14 protein-coding genes are annotated in these 17506 nt (G+C 45.3%); 8 read left to right on the top strand and 6 right to left on the bottom strand.

All coding sequences use genetic code 11. The features are described 5' to 3' along the window. Positions 1 to 117: 117 nt before the first annotated feature. Positions 118 to 2757: an ATP-dependent helicase C-terminal domain-containing protein gene (locus J8L84_RS00755; RefSeq protein WP_211069022.1), complete on the top strand. Its 2640-nt coding sequence runs from the start codon at positions 118 to 120 to the stop codon at positions 2755 to 2757. A gap of 28 nt (positions 2758 to 2785) precedes the next feature. Here the strand turns inward: J8L84_RS00755 and J8L84_RS00750 are convergent, their stop codons facing one another. After that, positions 2786 to 4012 carry a lytic murein transglycosylase gene (locus J8L84_RS00750; protein ID WP_211069021.1) on the bottom strand — a complete coding sequence of 409 codons (1227 nt, stop codon included), beginning with the start codon at positions 4010 to 4012 and terminating at the stop codon, positions 2786 to 2788. 127 nt (positions 4013 to 4139) lie between these two features. Continuing rightward, a complete protein-coding gene (locus J8L84_RS00745) occupies positions 4140 to 4343 on the bottom strand; it encodes a hypothetical protein (RefSeq protein ID WP_159528239.1) in 204 nt (67 codons plus the stop codon). A gap of 250 nt (positions 4344 to 4593) precedes the next feature. Between J8L84_RS00745 and mrcB the strand changes: the two genes are divergently transcribed. Next, positions 4594 to 6915: a penicillin-binding protein 1B gene (gene mrcB, locus J8L84_RS00740; protein ID WP_211069020.1), complete on the top strand. Its 2322-nt coding sequence runs from the start codon at positions 4594 to 4596 to the stop codon at positions 6913 to 6915. 214 nt (positions 6916 to 7129) lie between these two features. Here mrcB and J8L84_RS00735 read toward each other — a convergent pair whose 3' ends face one another. After that, positions 7130 to 7423, bottom strand: a complete 294-nt coding sequence (locus tag J8L84_RS00735; protein WP_211069019.1) for a hypothetical protein — start codon at positions 7421 to 7423, stop codon at positions 7130 to 7132. A 370-nt stretch (positions 7424 to 7793) separates the two neighbouring features. Then, the gene (locus J8L84_RS00730; RefSeq protein ID WP_211069018.1) at positions 7794 to 8711 is read right to left on the bottom strand and encodes a DUF808 domain-containing protein; all 918 of its coding nucleotides are present in this window, start codon (positions 8709 to 8711) and stop codon (positions 7794 to 7796) included. Between the two features lie 170 nt (positions 8712 to 8881). Between J8L84_RS00730 and J8L84_RS00725 the strand changes: the two genes are divergently transcribed. Both J8L84_RS00725 and J8L84_RS00720 read left to right on the top strand, forming a co-directional pair. Next, a complete protein-coding gene (locus J8L84_RS00725; RefSeq protein WP_211069017.1) occupies positions 8882 to 9715 on the top strand; it encodes an AraC family transcriptional regulator in 834 nt (277 codons plus the stop codon). A gap of 223 nt (positions 9716 to 9938) precedes the next feature. Then, positions 9939 to 10817: an EamA family transporter gene (locus J8L84_RS00720; RefSeq protein WP_211069016.1), complete on the top strand. Its 879-nt coding sequence runs from the start codon at positions 9939 to 9941 to the stop codon at positions 10815 to 10817. A 39-nt stretch (positions 10818 to 10856) separates the two neighbouring features. On the opposite strand, the gene J8L84_RS00715 is transcribed toward J8L84_RS00720, so the two are convergent. Beyond that, positions 10857 to 11711 (bottom strand): hypothetical protein, encoded by an 855-nt coding sequence (locus tag J8L84_RS00715; RefSeq protein WP_211069015.1) that lies wholly within the window; start codon positions 11709 to 11711, stop codon positions 10857 to 10859. A 226-nt stretch (positions 11712 to 11937) separates the two neighbouring features. On the opposite strand from J8L84_RS00715, the gene glnK reads away from it, so the two are divergent. The 4 genes from glnK (at position 11938) to J8L84_RS00695 (ending at position 16399) form a co-directional block, all read left to right on the top strand. After that, positions 11938 to 12276 carry a P-II family nitrogen regulator gene (gene glnK, locus J8L84_RS00710; protein ID WP_211069014.1) on the top strand — a complete coding sequence of 113 codons (339 nt, stop codon included), beginning with the start codon at positions 11938 to 11940 and terminating at the stop codon, positions 12274 to 12276. Between the two features lie 32 nt (positions 12277 to 12308). Next, positions 12309 to 13556: an ammonium transporter gene (locus J8L84_RS00705; RefSeq protein ID WP_013785694.1), complete on the top strand. Its 1248-nt coding sequence runs from the start codon at positions 12309 to 12311 to the stop codon at positions 13554 to 13556. A gap of 183 nt (positions 13557 to 13739) precedes the next feature. Further along, positions 13740 to 15419, top strand: coding sequence for a gamma-glutamyltransferase (gene ggt, locus J8L84_RS00700; protein ID WP_211069013.1), 1680 nt, complete (start codon positions 13740 to 13742; stop codon positions 15417 to 15419). Positions 15420 to 15469: 50 nt separating this feature from the next. Beyond that, positions 15470 to 16399 carry a Dyp-type peroxidase gene (locus J8L84_RS00695; RefSeq protein WP_211069012.1) on the top strand — a complete coding sequence of 310 codons (930 nt, stop codon included), beginning with the start codon at positions 15470 to 15472 and terminating at the stop codon, positions 16397 to 16399. A gap of 13 nt (positions 16400 to 16412) precedes the next feature. Here the strand turns inward: J8L84_RS00695 and J8L84_RS00690 are convergent, their stop codons facing one another. Further along, entirely contained in the window at positions 16413 to 17495 is a 1083-nt protein-coding gene (locus J8L84_RS00690; RefSeq protein WP_211069011.1) for an adenylate/guanylate cyclase domain-containing protein, read from the bottom strand. Positions 17496 to 17506: the final 11 nt, after the last annotated feature.

Raw genomic sequence — 17506 nt, 5'->3', positions numbered from 1 at the left:
TCTCTATTTCGCTGTGCTTATACTAGCAGTGCTTGCATTAACGTCATGCAGAACTTCTGCTACAGGTAAATTCAAGTACAATAGTGTGAGAAGTTTATCTAGGTATTGCAAACCTTTATGTTACAGCCGTTATTACATTTACCCGCCGCCCAGCTTATTGAGCCCGTTAACACGGCGATTGGCGAAAACAACCTTATCATAGGTGCACCTCCGGGGGCAGGTAAGTCGACGGTACTCCCACTTTCTCTATTAAGCGCGATACCACAGGGCAAAGTGTTGTTGATGCAGCCTCGCCGCGTAGTCGTAAGGAATTTGGCGAATTACCTGGCAGGTATACTCAATGAAAACGTGGGCGACACAGTGGGTTATCGAATTAAAGGTGAAAGCAAAGTAGGAAAGAACACCCGCCTCGAACTTATTACCGAAGGTATACTCGCCAGAATGATTCAGTCAGACCCTGAACTGACTGGGGTATCGGCCATTGTATTTGATGAATTTCATGAGCGCAGCATTCATAGCGACTTCGGTTTAGCCTTAGCACTCGATGTGCAAGGGGGCTTGCGGGAAGATCTCCGCCTAGTGGTAATGTCTGCCACCCTTGATGTAGAGCCGCTGACTGCATTAATGGATAATCACGGGGCTGTGCCTGCAATTAACCTCAATGCTGAAGGGCGAACTTTCCCCGTTAATATGCATTACAGCAAAGATGTGCTTGCCCATGAAGTGGTTAGCGCTACCGCTGAAATGACGACCCGAGCGTTTTCTCAGCATCAAGGTGATGTATTGGTTTTCTTGCCAGGAAGCGGGGCCATTCGAGGCGTGGCACAACGACTCTCTACGTTGGTAGATAAATATGACGTGGCATTGCACTCACTCTTTGGCGCGATGGGCAAAGACGCCCAGCAAGCTGCGATTAATCCCGACCCTCAAGGGCGACGTAAGATTATTCTTGCCACCAATATTGCCGAAACTAGTTTAACCATAGAAGGGGTTAAGGTGGTGGTAGACAGCATGTGGGAGAACCAAGCGCAATATAATCCTTCCAGTGGCTTTACTCAGTTAGTGCAGCAACGTATATCCCGTGCCTCGGCTATTCAACGGGCGGGGCGAGCAGGGCGAGTTAGCGAAGGTGATTGCTACCGGCTATGTAGCCAAAGCAGTTTTGAACGTATGGCGCAACATAACGCCCCGCAGGTATTACGAGAAGATGTGTCGTCCTTATTGCTCGATGCCTTGCAATGGGGCGCTACACCTTCATCGTTGGCAATGTTAACTCAGCCAAGCACTGCGCAGTTAAAGGTGGCTCGTTATAATTTAACCGCCATTGATGCCCTTAAAGCCCATGATGACAGCCAAATAATAACCCCTTATGGCAGAACATTGTCTAACATACCCTGTCATCCGAATTTGGCGAATTTATTAGTACGCTGCGAGCAAGGTGTGCAAGGGGTAGGGTCAGCAATGCAAAGGAAACTTAAATGTGCTGCGCCCATCGTGGTGGCATTGGCCGAAAACCTAGGTGGGCAGTTTACACAAACTTATGTTATTGATGCGCTGTTGAATCTTGATGGTCAAACGCGCAAGCAGCTTCATCAGCAAGCATCTAAATATGCTAAATATGTTGGTGTTAATCAGAACGATTTGGACATTAACGGAATAGATGAAGACGCATTGGCGCTTTGTATTGCTATTGCCTTTCCTCAGCGGGTGGCGTTTTATCGCGGTCTAGGTTCTGACAAGGCGAACGGAGGGGTAAATGGAAAACAAAAAGGACAAGGGGCTAGACAAAAGACTACACAAGGTGAATTTCAACAAAGCGGATATAAGCTCGCCAGTGGCAAGGGCGGTGAGTTAGAGCAGCATTCTCCCCCTCAGTGGTTGGCAGTTTTACATGGTCAGCAAACCGGAAACACGGTGAAATTCAGGTTAGCCCAGCCTATTGATGAAGCGCTGCTTCGCGCTGTGTTCCTAGATGAGTTTACTCATAAAAAACAAGTACGTTTCAATATAACGAAAAAGGCCATGGAAGCACGAGTTATTACCGGTTTTCACGCCATCGACTTAGCCAGTGAACCTGTGTCAGGGCAAGAGAAGCAACAAGATAATAGCTTTTGGAAAAAACAGACTGCTCATGCTTGGTTTGAGTATTTAGAGAACATCCCAGTAAGTGAGTGGCCACTAACTGATGGTGACTGGCAATGGTGGAATAGACTCAAACTGGCAGCCTCGTTAAATTTACCTCAGCCGCAGGCGTTCGATAAGTCAGACCCTTGGCCACAGTCTTTGCCGGCATTAATGCACAGCGCAAAAGAGGCATTAATTGAGCCTCTAAGCCGATGTGAGTCGTTGACGAAACTACAAAAATTGCCATGGAAAAACACGCTGAATAATGCACTAAGCTGGCCGCAACAAGATGCCCTAGCTTCACTATTACCAACCCATATTGCTATACCCACAGGACGAGATGCCGCACTTGAGTATCGTGAGAATGGTGATGTGGTGTTGGCAGTTAGAATGCAAGAGATGTATAGCCAAACTGCTTCGCTTACGGTAGCCGGTGGCAAAACCAATATAGTGTATGAGTTATTGTCGCCAGCAGGGCGCCCGCTTCAAACCACTAAAGATTTAGCAGGGTTTTGGACGGGAAGTTATTTAGCAATTCAAAAAGAAATGAAAGGGCGTTATCCCAAGCACTTTTGGCCAGATGAACCGGCCACAGCTACACCCACCGCCAGAACAAAGAAGGCGATGGGTTAACGGGGCAAGTTAATTCTTTAAAAAGGCGCTAGGCACTCTTATCAACCAAGTTTAACGACTGCATCACGTTAAGGCCTGGGAAGCCATCAGCAATCATCTCGTTTGCAATTTGATAGTTGCGAATACCTTCACGGGTGGCAGGGCCAATTATTCCATCTGGGGTGCCAACATCGAAGCCGCGATCGTTCAGTTTTTTCTGTAAACCAATAATATCGTTTCTGCTGTAAGCCGGTAAATCAGGCAGGGGAGCAATAATGCCGGATGCCCCAGAAATCCTATCGGCTAACACGCCTACGGCAATGGCGTAAAATTCTGAATTGTTCCAACGCATGATCACGCGAAAGTTTTGGTAACCCACAAACACGGGGCCGGCATGACCTGCAGGCACTACCACGTACGCTTTGGTGTCGTCTTCACCCAACGGGCTTGCATCGGCTTGCTTTACGCCAAGTTCATTCCACTGAGCGATAGTGCGGCGGTTTTTATACCCAGAGAGTTGATAGTCAAAATTCTCTGGAAGCTGCACTTCACGGCCCCAACGAAAGCCTCGTTGCCAGCCTAAACTCGCAAGAAAGTTGGCCGCAGAGGTTAGGGCATCTTCTTCACTGTTCCATAAGTTAATTTGACCATCATTGTCGCCATCTACCGCGTAATGGGTATAAGCCGATGGCATAAATTGAGTATGACCCATAGCACCAGCCCAAGAGCCGACCATTTCTTCACGGGTGAGTGACTCACGCTCAAATAACTTCACTGCCACTAAAAGCTCTTGCGTAAAGTATTTGCTTCTACGGGGATCGCAAGCCAGCGTGGCTAACGAATCGAGAACGGGCATTTTGCCTTTGTAATTACCAAAGTTAGTTTCAAGACCCCAAAACGCTAGCAAATAGTGTGGCGGCACACCGTACTTGTCACTTAATTTGTGCAGCAAGTCCTTGTGCTTTTCATACATTTCCTTGCCCTTGTTCGTGCGCCAATCGGTTACACGTTTACTAAAGTAGCCTGGAAAGGTTTGAACGAATTCTGGTTGGCTTCTATCAAGCTCAATAACACGTGCTTGGTATGCTAATGTGGGGAAAATGGCATCAACAGTTTCTTGACTCACACCTTGCTCAAGTGCTTTGTTAGCAAGTTCAGTGGTACACGTGGAAAATGCCTCATCGGCTATTGCAGAAGTGCTGCAAAGCCCAGAAAGCAGTGCCGACATCATTGATACAGCAGTGACCCACTGCTTCCCTTTACCCTTAAAACCCATAATTCAATTCCTGTATTGCGAGCACACATGCTATCTCAATGTGACTGTAAAACGCGAGTATAATTCAATGATGCCCTAAGGTTTATGGCCGATAAGAGGCAATTACACGAAAACCTGCCGTGTGAAACTATGCCGTTGGCGCTTGTTTTAGAATTCCAATAATTTCGCCATCATTATTTAATTCAGCAAGCTCAATTAAATATCCTTTTTGGAGTTCATCTAATGAACGCCCCTCCAGTAACTCTTTCACTCTGGCCGTTTCTCCCGCTACGATAGCCGATTGTAACCCTTCCATATTGGCAATAGAACTCGCCCTATTTTCAGATGTCATAATTTTTCCTTGAGTGTAAGCATTCAACATTACTACGGGTGGCATCATTGAAACGATTGATTTTAAGGTGGTGCTATTTTTGTAGTTGTTGCCGAGGGGGAGCAGTGGTAGTGTTCGCTAACTTCAGAGTGTGCAGCACACAGTTGTTCATATGCTGCTACAAAATTCTTCAGCATTCGCTGGAAATTGTGTGTAGAAAGCTGCACAATTTTTTCAGCTTCATATCATGGCATTCTCAGTGGCAAAAAAAGTGGCAAAAAAACAGACTAAAGCGGCATCCAAACCAAAATCTTTTTCAATAATGAAACTCTTCTTACGCGTATTTTTGATAGGCGTAGTGGTACTGGGTGCCTATGCTTTTTATTTAGATGCGCAGATCAAACATGAATTTTCAGGCAACAAATGGGAAGTCCCCGCTCAGATTTTTGCTCGCCCGTTAGCGCTGAGTAAAGGGCAAGAAATTACCCCCACAGAAGTGATTGATGAATTAACCTTGTTGGGATACCGCAAAGTTAACGAGGCAGATAGTAGCGGTGAATACAGTTATCGTAATGGTATCTTAAATATTCAGCGCCGGGCTTTTCACTTCCCAGAAGGCGCTGAAGGGCTTCGTCATATAGAGATCACATGGCAAGGCAGTCGAATTAGCCTAATTCAGGATAGAACTCAAACTCGTCCTTTCGGCACGATAAAGCTTGAACCATGGTTAGTTACGCGCATGGTAAGTGGTAGTCAGGAAGACAGAATGTTGGTCACACTGGACACTATTCCCGACATGCTGCCAAAAGCACTAACCTTGGTTGAAGATCGCAACTTTTATAATCACCATGGTGTGGCGCCTTTATCTATATTGCGGGCGCTATTAGCCAATATTGCGGCGGGCAGAACCGTACAAGGTGGTAGCACGCTTACCCAGCAATTAGTCAAAAATATGTTTCTAACTCGCGAGCGCTCAATTGTGCGTAAAGCGAAAGAAGCCATTATGGCGGTGATTATAGATGCCAGATATTCCAAGTCGGAAATCATTCAAGCCTATTTAAATGAAGTTTTCTTAGGGCAAAATGGTGACATGGCGGTACACGGTTTCGGACTGGCGAGTTATTTTTATTTCGACCGCCCAGCGAATGAATTGAGCACAACTGAAATTGCTACACTTGTGGCGATTATCAAAGGCCCTTCTTATTATAATCCACGTAAACACCCCGAGCGCGTTAAAGAGCGCCGAGACTTGGTGCTGCGTATGTTATTTGATGAAAATGAAATCGACCGCAGCCAATATGAGCGGGCGATAAATATGCCGCTGGGTTTGGCTAGTGGCGCGAGTTTAGCCAGCGGCAAACACCCTGCTTTTATGGAGCAAGTACGACGAGAGCTTGCAGATATTCTAGCCGACTCAAGCTTGCGTGACTCGGGTGTAAAAGTGTTTACCACCTTAGATATCGTGGCCCAGCGCCGGGCTGAAAAAGCCCTTTCGGGTACGATTGCAAGTTTACAAACGAATAGAAAAAATCCTCTTCAAGGCGCGATGGTTGTCACCGACAGTGCGAAAGGGGAAGTGCGTGCGATAGTGGGTGGTAAAGATTATTCATTTAAAGGGTTTAACCGAGCATTGGGGGCCAAGCGGCCAATTGGTTCATTAATAAAACCTGCGGTGTATTTATCGGCACTTGAAGATCCAACCCAGTTTAATTTAGCCACGCCGCTGGAAGATCAACCTATCACGCTAGAAAGCCGCAATGGGCAGCAATGGTCACCGTTAAATTACGATAAAGAATTCAGAGGACAGGTGCCGCTTATTCAGGGGTTGGTTGAATCATTGAATGTGCCTACTGTTAATTTAGGCATGCAAGTGGGGCTTGATGTTATTGCTGACACTATTGCGCGATTAGGCGTTACCTCTCAGGTTAATTTGGTGCCTTCTCTCACGTTAGGGGCAGTTGAGTTAACGCCGTTTGTGACTAACCAAATGTACCAAACGCTATCAAACGGTGGGCGCTATGTGCCTCTGCATACGGTAAGTTCCGTTGTCACTGCTGACAATGCACTGTTGTGGAAAAAAGCTGAATTCTACGCGCAGCGAACCGATGAAGCCGCTACTTATTTACTAAATTACGCCTTGTATAAAGTCACAGTAGAAGGGACGGCAAAACAAGTAGGCGCGAACTTTGGTAACGTGAATATGGCAGGTAAAACCGGTACTACAGATGATTACCGTGATAGTTGGTTCAGCGGCTTTGATCGCAACAATGTGGTTACTGTGTGGGTAGGAAATGATGATAACTTGCCAGTGAATTTAACCGGTGCTAGTGGTGCCTTACCAGTTTTTATTAATTATATGAAGTCTCAGTCACCTAAGTCTTTATCTCGCCGCTTCCCTGAAGGACTGGGTATTGCGCACTTTGATGCCAAGACCGGCGCGGTTGTGATTGCCGGATGTACGGGCAGCATGAGTGTACCTGCTATTCTCGATGTGTTGCCGCCTGCGCAACAAGATTGCTCTGGTAAAGCGGTGAAGCCGGATGGAGAAAAAGAGGGCGAAAAGAAACGCTGGTGGGAAAGAATATTTGGATAAAAAAAACAGGTAGGCAGTAAAAAGCATCCAACTCAATATGCTTTTTATTGCCTCCTGAAAAAGCCCCAGGGAGTAGGCTAAACTTTAAAATTGGGTCTAAAACTGATCTAGCATGTAACGCGCTGTTGAAAACACGACAACGCTAAGTGCAAATGCTGCTACGGGTGCTAAGACCAGCATAAATAATGCGCTCGCGGTTAGCATACCTGCCTCCTTACGCGTCGTTATCGTTTTGAAACTCGTCACTTTTCATTGGCGTAATCGTAATATCTGCTATTGCTATTAACGTGCTTGCATTCGCCGCATTCGGTTCAAAAGTATGACTGGCTGTTAATACGTCGTAAGTGATACCTATTGTCATATCTTGCTTTACCTCAGCCATTGCATTAGCCACTAAATAATCGGTTTGCGATATGAGGTTACTTGTTGGTTCATCAGCCATCACAGTGGTGGCAGTAAATGCAGTACTTAGAATCAGCGCAGTAAGTAATTTTTTGTTAGTAAACATGGTTCATCTCCTATGAATAAAAGTTAGTCACTGCACTAAATCGGACTGCTTGGCAGTTATTTATTAAGTCGTTATCAATTAACAATTAGTTTATAGCGAGGGTTGTGCCATGTTTTTAAAATGCATTAAGTATCTGATTTTAATGAATTTTAATTTTTAGTGATTTTTAGGTGGGTTTTTTGAATAAATGAAATAACTAATATTTGGTTATTTTATAAATATGTTTTGGTCAAAATGACTAACGTTGGGCTGGTGGGAAATGAAAATTAAAGCGGGACACAATAAATTAAAGAATATGGACAAGCTAAGTAGTTTAATAGTGGGCTACATAAGCTGAAGGGGCGGTGACTTTGCCCCTTCAGCAAACTATTTAGTTTTTACGTAACCGAGAAACCAGGGTGAAGGTGACTGCTAAAATAGCGCCTGCTATTAGGCCCGCAAGCCCATCAGCAATGATAGCCATTACCGTAAAAATCGATGGCGCGAGTTCGCTGAACCACACTGCGGCGTGATGCAAAAAACCAATGTTGTGGGTAAGAATGCCGCCGCCCACCAAAAACATGGCAATGGTGCCGACTATCGCAAGGGTTTTCATTAAAATAGGCGCAGCAATTAATAGCGCACGGCCAAAGAAGCGTTGAAGGCTATTCATGGTGCCCGTGAGTGATTTACGCAGTAAATACAGCCCCACATCATCCATCTTAACAATACCTGCAACCAGCCCATAAACCCCTAACGTAATAGCAATACTAAGCGCTACTAATACGCCTACTTGGGTGGTAAAAGTCGCATCTGTTACGCTACCTAGCGCAATAACAATAATTTCCGCAGAAAGTATGAAGTCAGTGCGAATAGCGCCTTTAATCTTCTCTTTTTCAAACGCAACCATATCTACTTTTTCATCAGCTAGGGCGTTTATTCTTGCTTCACGTTCTGCTGACTCATCATCATGCGGTAAGTATTTATGAAGCAGCTTTTCAGCCCCTTCAAAGCACAAATACAGCCCACCTAGTACAAGAAGTACGGTGATCAACGAAGGCACAAAAGCGCTAATAAGCAAAGCGGCAGGAACCAAGATAACCTTGTTCAGCAATGAGCCTTTCGCTACGGCCCACACAACGGGTAATTCTCTGTCAGCTTTCACGCCCTGTACTTGGTTAGCGTTAAGCGCTAAATCATCACCCAGAACACCAGCAGTTTTCTTTGCTGCCACTTTCGACATAACAGCAATGTCATCCATTAATGTCGCGATATCATCGAGAAGGGCTAATAAGTTCGCAGCGGCCACATCACATTCCTTTAAAAAGCCAAAAATGCAGCATACGTTGCACTGTCATAGCTTGGCAATGTTAAGGTATAAAAAGTATTCGTTAATTTTTAACGCATTGCGTTTTGTGCCCTAATGACTTTTAAAAGAGGCACGTAAACTTAAAGCGCTATGCATGACTGTGAGGTAACGTGAAGCCGTCATTATCTATTCGTTCCTATACCCGCACTATGTGTAAGCATGCTCATGACTATTACCAGTTAGTATTGCCGCTTAATGGACATATCGATATTGCACTTGATACTTTTAGTGGGAGCGTAGGAGTAGGAGAGGGAATTTGTATAGCACCTGGGTTCATACATGGCTTTACTGCTGATGAACAGGCGAAATTTATTGTAGCGGATTTACACACAGTGCCGAGTAATATTGCAGATGGCTCCATATCCGCTGATGGCTCCATATCAGCTGAAGGCTCCTTATCCGCTGAGGGCTCTCTTCCCGCTGAGGGCTCTCTTCCCGCTGAGGGCGCTTCACCCGCTAAAGGCTTTTTATTGGCTGGCGGCGCTCCCACTTTTCGAATAAGCACACCCATGCAGGCGTTTTTAGCGTACGTGGAAGTGCAGCTAACGCATCATATAAGTGATGATGAAAATGATGCCATGATAAGGTTGTTCTCGACACTTCTAGCCCAGCAGCAACGGGGTATCGCCACTGATAAGCGTATTACTCCCGTGCTTTCTTGCATTCACCAAGATGTCGCTTATCCTCACACTATAGCGTCGCTTGCTAAAATTGCCTGTGTGGGAGCAACACAATTCAAAAAGCGCTTTATCGCAAGTACGGGGATGGGGCTAAGGGAATACCTGATTAATGTGCGTATGGAAAAAGCACGGGCCTTACTGAGTAACACAGATATGCCTATTATTGCGGTGGCTGTAAACGTGGGGTATGACGATGTGTCGGCATTTACCCGTCGGTTTAAACAACATGTGGGCATGCCACCTACACACTTCAAACGCCGATAGCCACAAAGATAGCCATAAAAGTAGCCTCGTAGCTAACTCTAATCAGCACCTTTCATTAGTGCAGTATTTGGCGGCTAAATAGGTTAAAGCGAAGCATTTACAAACACAGTAACGTTTAACAGAAAAGCAGGCTTTCAAATCAATCATGCCGTCTTTTCTGCACAGAATGTATATGCAATTACGGGTATGCTTAGGCTTCTTTAATTTTAACAATGAGCAAGTAATGGCAACGTTTATAGGGCTTGTAGCCATCATTTCATGGGGCGTATTAGCAGTGTTGGGCGTTTACGCATCGTCAGTGCCGCCTTTCCAGTTACTTTTTATCTGCTTTTCAGTTTCTGCGTTATTACTTTTTTTAAAGCGATTAATCAAGCGAGAGCCGTTATTTACATTACCTAAATTAACACTTACCCAATGGATAGTGGCTACCTGTGGTTTATTTGGGTTTCACTTTTGCTATTTCCTAGCCCTTCGCTACGCACCGCCCATTGAAGCAAGCCTTATTGCCTACCTTTGGCCATTGATGCTGGGTATTGCTGTGGCTAACGCGCACCAACGGGTGTTTGCAGTGATAGGAGGTGCATTAGGGTTTATTGGTTGCGGCATTTTAGTCACAGGGGGTGAAAGCATTCAGTTTAATAGCGAATACACTTTGGGCTACGGGCTGGCATTAATCTGCGCCTTAATCTGGTCTGGCTATTCGTGGTTTATGGCTGGCACAAAGAGCGATGTTGAAGACATTGGCTGGATATCCATTGTCGTGGCAGCACTAGCGCTGGGTTCCCACCTAACCCTAGAGTCGAGCCACTGGGATCTTTCATTTTACGCCTGGGTAAGTGCAATACTATTAGGGCTTGGGCCTGTAGGAGGCGCCTTTTACTTATGGGACATTGGGCTCAAATTTGGTAATCGGCAATTATTAGCGAGCTTAAGCTTCGCCACGCCTGTCATTTCCAGTATTGCGTTATTTTTGTTTGGAATAAGTACACTGTCTGCCGCCATTTCAATGGCAATAGTGCTTATTATGATTGGCGCGCTAATTAGCAATGCTGTGCCTGCGCTTATTATGAAGCATCGTCTTCGCCAAGCGACAAGAGCCTAATTAATCAAAAGAACTCAAAGGGTTTTAGAGCCTAAGCGGCTAGTCTTTCACAGGTTCTTTAGCGACGCGAGCCTCAATAAAGCGGTCGTAGTCGCTGCCCTTGCTACATTCAAGTGTACCGCCCGTCCAACCACTTAAAACGGTAAGCGCTTTGTTAGTAGTGCCAGAACAATTTACTTTTTTCACCGGCCTTTCATAATAGCTTCTGTCCTCTTCGCCTTTTCGCGTATCAACAAGATCTGGGCTTTCTATTTTCTGCCTATGTGCTTCAGCCGCTCTTAAGCCTTCCTCAGCAATTTCTTCTTGCTCTCTTTGATTAAAAAATTGCGAGGCACTGGCTCGTGGAGACAAGTTTAAACTGCCAGCTTGCTGATTCCTCGTTGAGGAGTCGATAGTAGCTTGAGTATTGGAAATGGTGGGCGCGAGTGCTTCTGTTGGTGCAGACTTGTCTTGTTTAGCTTCTGTGGGTTTAGCGTCAGTAGGTGTTGCTTCTACTGGCTGAGTCTCTACTACTTTTAGCTGCTCGGTAGTTTCAATCACTTTTTCTGGAGGGCGTTCTTGTGCTTTAGCCTCACTAACGGGAGGCGTGATTTTTGCGGGTTCAGGTGTCTCAGTAATGGTTGTTTCTACACTGACTTTTGGGAAATACAAGGTTGCACTAATGGGAGCAGGTTTATGTACTGGTGTCACACCGCTTTCAAACGTAGTAGAGAAGATCACTATGACTAACCCAATCAGGTGTAAAAGGGTTGAGATAAGTAAGCCTTTTGCGAGCTTCCTCTTATTGTTCGCATTAAAAACCTGCGCACGTTCAGGCACATACTCAGGCGCTATAATAGGTGTGATAATTGTCATACCTAATAACTGACCCGCAAGGTCACTAATTAGTTCCATCCTAATTTCATCGCTATTTTCAGTTAATTTAACTCACCATGCTCTAAAATCGGGCATTGATGGCGCGATGCACCAAGGCGGTGCGATAAATGTAAACAAAATGCATCACGTTTTAGTTAACTTATTGTTTTTAATTGCTAATTATTTGTGGCACATCTCTTGGTTTACTTCCCTGTACAAGACACGAAATGTGCAAAACAACCATTACAAAAACTGGGAGCAACTCATGAAACTAGTCACAGCGATCATCAAGCCGTTCAAGCTAGATGATGTTCGTGAAGCCATTTCAGAAATCGGAATTGACGGTCTTACCGTTACCGAAGTGAAAGGTTTCGGACGTCAAAAAGGACACACTGAACTTTACCGCGGAGCGGAATATCAAGTGGATTTCTTACCTAAAGTCAAACTGGAAATTGCTGTTCAGGACGACCAGGTAGATCGCTTGGTAGAAGCCATCGTTGGCGCAGCCAAGACTGGCAAGATTGGTGACGGTAAGGTATTTGTTTACAACCTTGAACAAGCCGTACGTATTCGAACTGGCGAGTCAGACACAGACGCGTTGTAAGCCAAAACGATTAATTTGCGGAGAAAAGCATAATGGAAATTACATTTGAACTCGGGTATGCACTAGATACCTTTTACTTCTTAATCTGCGGTGCACTAGTTATGTGGATGGCGGCAGGTTTCGCCATGCTAGAAGCTGGCTTGGTACGCGCTAAAAACACGACAGAAATTCTAACTAAAAATATCGCGTTATTTGCCATTGCTAGCACCATGTATATGATTTGCGGCTACGGCATCATGTATGGTGGCGGCGAGTGGAGCCCGTTCCTAGGTGGAATTATGGGTGACGGCGCAACAGGTGTTGCTGAAGATGCAGCAACGTATGCACCTTCTGCTGATTTCTTCTTCCAAGTGGTATTCGTTGCAACGGCAATGTCTATTGTTTCGGGTGCAGTGGCTGAGCGTATGAAGCTTTGGGCTTTCTTAGCGTTTGCTGTTGTAATGACTGGTTTCATCTATCCTATGGAAGGTGCTTGGACGTGGGGCGGCGAAGCTGTATTTGGCATGTACACCCTTGGTGACCTTGGCTTCTCTGACTTTGCAGGTTCGGGTATTGTTCACATGGCAGGTGCTGCCGCAGCATTAGCTGGTGTATTGGTACTTGGCGCTCGTAAAGGCAAATATACTGCTGATGGTAAAGTTAACGCTATTCCAGGTGCTAACCTTCCACTAGCTACACTAGGTACATTCATTTTATGGATGGGTTGGTTTGGCTTTAACGGTGGTTCAGTACTAGCTACTGCAACAGTTGAAAGTGCAAACGCGGTAGCGATTGTATTTATGAATACTAACGCAGCAGCAGCGGGTGGTTGTATTGCAGCGCTTATCTTAGCACGCATTATGTTTGGCAAAGCCGACCTAACTATGGCCCTTAACGGTGCACTAGCTGGTTTGGTTGCTATTACTGCTGAGCCTTCTACTCCTACGCCACTACAAGCAACCTTATTCGGCGGCCTTGGTGGTATCTTAGTAGTACTAAGCATTGTAGCGTTAGATAAACTTAAAATTGATGATCCAGTAGGTGCTATCTCTGTTCACGGTGTTGTTGGTCTACTTGGTCTTATCCTTGTTCCATTCACTAACGACGGTTCAAGCATCGTTGGTCAGTTAATTGGTGCTGCTACCATCTTTGTTTGGGTGTTTGTAGTAAGCCTAGTTGTTTGGTTAGCGATTAAAGCCGTCATTGGTGTTCGTGTAACTGAAGAAGAAGAATTCGACGGTGTTGATATGAGTGAATGTGGTCTGGAAGCTTATCCTGACTTCACCAACGGCCGTACGTAAGGAAGTCTGAACAGGCAAAATTACTTATAATAACGATAATGCCTGTATCACCAATCTTAAGCCCCGCATCTGCGGGGCTTTTTTCGTTTTTCATAAAGTTAAAAATAACGCTAAACTATTGATAATTTACTTAGTTAGCAATAATGCTAAATTAGGTTTGTTCTCTTATTAGGATAATAAATCATGCTGTTGCGATGTTTGTTACTACTGTGTGTCAGTCAAATGGCTTATGGGTACGATAGAGTTACCGGCGCGCCTTTTGCGAGTCGTTCAGAAGTTATTGCGCAACATGGTATGGCCGCTACGAGCCAACCGCTTGCAACCCAAGTGGCTCTGGACGTGCTTAAACGCGGCGGAAGCGCCGTAGATGCTGCCATTGCTGCGAACGCTATGCTGGGGCTTGTTGAACCTACAGGGGCAGGTGTAGGCGGCGATCTATTCGCAATGGTATGGGATGCCAAGGAAAACAAGTTAGTTGGGTTGAACGCATCGGGCCGCTCTCCAAAGCTACTGACCAAACAAGTGTTTAACGATAGAGGTTTAGCGCAAATACCTAAATTCGGCCCACTGCCAGTGTCTGTGCCTGGGGCAGTAGATGGCTGGTTTATGCTCCATGAAAAGTTTGGCAAATTGCCTATGACGGCTTTGCTTACGCCGGCCATTGAATATGCAAAGAATGGCTTTCCAGTTTCTGAACTGGTTGCTTATTATTTAGCAATGAACAATGACAGAATTGGTCATTACGATGGTTTTGCAGAAACGTTTCTTATTAATGGAAAAGTCCCTAAAAAAGGGGATGTATTTAAGAACCCTGGTCTTGCGGTAACCTACGAAAAAATTGCAACCGGTGGGCGAGATGCTTTTTATAAGGGTGACATTGCGCAAAATATTGATGCCTATATGAAATCCCAAGGTGGCTATCTTTCTTATGCCGATTTAGCATCGCATTCGTCAGAGTGGGTAGAACCGGTATCGGCGAATTATCGTGGCTACGATGTATGGGAGCTTCCCCCTAATGGGCAGGGCATTGCGGCATTACAAATACTCAATGTATTAGAGCGCTACGACATTGAAGGCATGGGGTTTAATTCTGCTGATTACATCCACACCTTCGTAGAAGCTAAAAAGTTAGCGTTTGAAGATCGCGCAAAATTTTATGCTGATCCCGCATTTAATGACATTCCCGTTGAGTGGTTAATTTCCAAAGATTACGCCACCAAACGCCAGCAGCTTATTAACGATGATAGGGCCGCAAAGCGTGTAGATGCAGGTATTTACGATGGCGATACAGTTTATTTAACGGTGGCCGATAAAGACGGTAACATGGTATCGCTCATTCAAAGTAATTATCGCGGTATGGGGTCAGGTATGACACCGCCAGGGCTTGGTTTTGTACTACAAAATCGAGGTGAGATGTTTACGCTAGAAGAAGGACATTTCAACGAACTTAAGCCTGAAAAGCGCCCATTTCATACAATTATCCCTGCATTTGTTACTCGTAATGGTGCGCCGTTTTTAAGCTTTGGCGTTATGGGCGGAGGCACACAGCCTCAAATGCATGCACAAATTATCGTGAATATGCTCGATTTCGGCATGAATTTACAAGAAGCTGGTGATGCGCCGCGTATTTTACATAGTGGCTCTAGTACTCCAACGGGTAAGTTGATGCGTGATGGCGGTTATATCAGCCTTGAATCTGGCTTCGATGAAACAGTGCAGCGAGAGTTAATGGAGCGGGGACACACATTGCAGCGTGTTGTTGGCGCTTTTGGGGGTTATCAAGCCATAATGTGGGATGATAAGCGAAAGGTTTACTTTGGGGCTTCTGAAAGCCGAAAAGATGGACAAGCAGCGGGTTATTAATACACACTTGTTTCATTGTTCGCCATGGTTAAATAACAATAAGAGTGCCCATGACACAACCACAAAAAGGGATTTGCGCAGAACCTAATTTACATGCGCAATATTTACTGCTTAACGTTATTGATGACGATTGTGAGGCGGTAAGGGCGAAGCTTGCCCGGGTGTTGGATATATTCGAACACTTTGAGTCAGAGCACTACGAAGCCATGGTGACCGGCGTTGTGGCAATTGGAACCGGTTATTGGACTGAAGTGTACCCAGGGTTAATTCCAGTAGAACTGATGCCTTTCCCTGATATGCAGTGTGAGGACAGAAGTGCGCCTACTATGCCCTGTGATTTGTTTATTCAAATTAGGGCTGATCGGTTAGATATTTGTCATGCCATCGGTATCGAAGTGATGGATTTACTGCGATTACACGTAGAAATGGTAGAACAAATTCGTGGTTTTCGTTACCTCGATGGACGGGATCTTACCGGGTACTTGTATGCTGCTGACAACCCGCGTGGAATGAAGCGCAGAGAGGTTGCCATCGTAAGCGAAAACGATCCTGATTTTAGCGGTGGAAGTTATCTTCACGTACAGCGCTACAAGCATGACTTACGCCGTTGGCACAGCCTCTCATCACGGCAGCAAGAACAAGTGATGGGGACAACTCAGCAGCATAACTTGGTGAGTGCAGAACAATCTGAATCTTCTCATAGTGTGCGCGCCAACATAATTACCACTGAAAGTGGTAAAGCAGGGCTGATAAAACAAGGTATGCCTTATGGCGATATGGTGTCGCAAGGGCTGCTGTTTGTAAGTTGTTCGGCCAGTGCTAGACCCTTTAAAGCTATGCTGCATAGCCAAATATATGGCAATGGTGACGGAGATTACGACCGCTGGTTAGATTTCACCAATGCGGAAACAGGTGCTGCCTTTTTTGCGCCGTCTGTAACCTTTATTCGCGAGCAGGCGAAAAATACAGAATCTGAATAACCTCGGTGAGGCGTTACTGAATATTTAACGCGCCATCCCAGTCATCTGGCAGCAGCATGTTTTGATATATACGACACACATCGATGTGGTGCTTTGCCAAGGAATCTTGAGGAAGAATGGCTAGCGCCGCTTCAAAGTGCGCGATGGCCAAATCCCACTCTTTATCTATTCGACAAGCTAAGCCAGCGGCGATTTTAGATTGAACCGAAAACCGTTCTTCCTGCTGTTCATATGGCAAATGGCTAAGCACTTCATAAATTCGGATGGGGGATTTGCGCCCTTTTACCCGAACCCAGTCAAGAAGCCGTGTTTTAATAGGGAACTTATCTCCCATTCCTTCAAGTACTTGTGCACTGACAATAATGTCAGCACCGTATTTTGGCGCTAGCGCTTCTAAACGACAGGCAATATTAACGCTGTCGCCAATAACTGTGGTATCCATTCTATCGTCGGAACCTACCGTTCCCATTACCACAGGACCATAATGTATTCCCACGCCCACATTAATGGGAACAAAGCCCTTACGTTTACGACGAATATTATAAAAATCGAGGGTTTTGCGTAATTCCATCGCAGCGTTAATCGCGTCAATTGCTTTATCTTGCGGAGTACCACCAGGGTGATCAAACAATGCCATCATGGCATCGCCGATAAACTTATCGATAAACCCGCCGTTCTCGTGGATGGGTTTATTCATACGCAGAAAATACGAGTTGAGAAAACCCATGAGTTCCTGAGGACGCATTTTTTCTGATAAGCCGGTAAACCCGCGGATGTCGCAAAAAAGAATTGCCACATCTTGCTCATCGGCATAACCAAGCTCAATATGGCCTGAACCGGTTTTTGTAATGTGGTCGATAAACTGTTGGGGGACGAACTTTTGAAAGGCTTGAGATAACTTTAACGCTTCATCAGCAACGTGTTGATTATGCTGATCGGTTGAGGGATCTGATTTTAATTTTGCTCTAACTCGTTGTCGGTATACAAGTCTATTGAGTCTGTGCCGGCGATACTTCACCAGCACAGCGGTAACGACAACACTGTAAGCAAAAACTAAAAACAAGACACTTAGTAGTAACCAATCCGTTGTCGTCAAAATACCTATCC

The sequence above is a fragment of the Alteromonas sp. MMG017 genome (assembly GCF_018100795.1).
In the GTDB taxonomy this organism is placed as follows: Bacteria; Pseudomonadota; Gammaproteobacteria; order Enterobacterales; family Alteromonadaceae; genus Alteromonas.
The sequence above is the reverse complement of the archived record's forward strand: the minus strand, read 5'-3'. Positions and strand labels throughout refer to the sequence as shown.

Coding starts and splice junctions, on each gene's coding strand:
- J8L84_RS00745 (WP_159528239.1), bottom strand. CDS start 4,343: ATGACATCTGAAAATAGGGCGAGTTCTATTGCCAATATGGAAGGGTTA.
- J8L84_RS00720 (WP_211069016.1), top strand. CDS start 9,939: ATGGCAACGTTTATAGGGCTTGTAGCCATCATTTCATGGGGCGTATTA.
- ggt (WP_211069013.1), top strand. CDS start 13,740: ATGCTGTTGCGATGTTTGTTACTACTGTGTGTCAGTCAAATGGCTTAT.
- J8L84_RS00750 (WP_211069021.1), bottom strand. CDS start 4,012: ATGGGTTTTAAGGGTAAAGGGAAGCAGTGGGTCACTGCTGTATCAATG.
- glnK (WP_211069014.1), top strand. CDS start 11,938: ATGAAACTAGTCACAGCGATCATCAAGCCGTTCAAGCTAGATGATGTT.
- J8L84_RS00705 (WP_013785694.1), top strand. CDS start 12,309: ATGGAAATTACATTTGAACTCGGGTATGCACTAGATACCTTTTACTTC.
- J8L84_RS00755 (WP_211069022.1), top strand. CDS start 118: ATGTTACAGCCGTTATTACATTTACCCGCCGCCCAGCTTATTGAGCCC.
- J8L84_RS00735 (WP_211069019.1), bottom strand. CDS start 7,423: ATGTTTACTAACAAAAAATTACTTACTGCGCTGATTCTAAGTACTGCA.
- J8L84_RS00695 (WP_211069012.1), top strand. CDS start 15,470: ATGACACAACCACAAAAAGGGATTTGCGCAGAACCTAATTTACATGCG.
- J8L84_RS00715 (WP_211069015.1), bottom strand. CDS start 11,711: ATGGAACTAATTAGTGACCTTGCGGGTCAGTTATTAGGTATGACAATT.